The following is an 885-nucleotide window of genomic DNA, read 5'->3' as shown; positions in this document are numbered from 1 at the left end:
CTAGGGGCTGTTGACGTTTTGAGAGGAATTACTGAACAGCATGATGATGGGGTATAATTGCTTTCGCCAAAAAACGACTCTACCTCACCATCATGCCAAGAACTATGTTAACAGATGAAGTATGGAATACGCTATCCTCATTGATGCGACACAGTGGTCGTGTCTATAACAAAGCAGAGCATCGTATGACGCTGGAAGGCATTCTCTATCGAATGAGAACGGGCTGCCCCTGGCGGGATATCCCTGCCGATTTCGGTCAATGGAATACGGTATTCTGTCGTTTTAATCTGTGGTCAAAGAAAGGTATTTTACAGTTATTATTCAAATGGTTATCTCATCACACTGATTCAGAATGGTTGTTCATTGATGGCAGTATAATTCGGGCGCATCAGCACAGTGCCGGCGCAGCTTCAGGGGAAAATACATCAATAGGCCAGAGTCGAGGGGGACGTTCAACCAAAATCCATTTGGTGGTAGACAGTTATGGACTTCCTGTCCACTTTGAACTTTCAGGCGGTCAAGAAAACGACATTGTTCATGCCGAGAGTCTGATTACGCAGTCACCGCCGTCAGAGTATGTCATTGCTGACAAGGGATACGACAGTGAAAAGTTCAGAGATTTTATCCGAAAGAGTGGAGCAACAAGCGTGATCCCTTACCGGAAAAACAGCCGCCAAAGTGACCAAAGCATTGACAGGCACTTATATCAGTATCGGCATCTGGTTGAAAATGCCTTTGCCAGAATTAAACATTTTCGAGCAATAGCAACAAGATACGACAAACTTGAGCGAAATTATGCCAGTATGGTTGCCATGGCTTTTATGATGATGTGGTTACCCATGTGGGCTGTATAAGTTATGTACACGAAACGTCAACAGTCCCTAG

1 protein-coding gene is annotated in these 885 nt (G+C 44.6%); it reads left to right on the top strand.

Annotation, left to right across the window (positions count from 1 at the left end):
• The first annotated feature begins 92 nt into the window (after positions 1 to 92).
• A complete protein-coding gene (locus CKY02_RS23125; RefSeq protein ID WP_112897017.1) occupies positions 93 to 854 on the top strand; it encodes an IS5 family transposase in 762 nt (253 codons plus the stop codon).
• Positions 855 to 885 lie beyond the last annotated feature (31 nt).

This window comes from Photorhabdus bodei, from assembly GCF_003287735.1.
Classification (GTDB): domain Bacteria; phylum Pseudomonadota; class Gammaproteobacteria; order Enterobacterales; family Enterobacteriaceae; genus Photorhabdus; species Photorhabdus kayaii.
Note: the sequence above shows the minus strand (reverse complement) of the source record. Positions and strands in the feature narration are given on the sequence as shown.

Coding starts and splice junctions, on each gene's coding strand:
- CKY02_RS23125 (WP_112897017.1), top strand. CDS start 93: ATGCCAAGAACTATGTTAACAGATGAAGTATGGAATACGCTATCCTCA.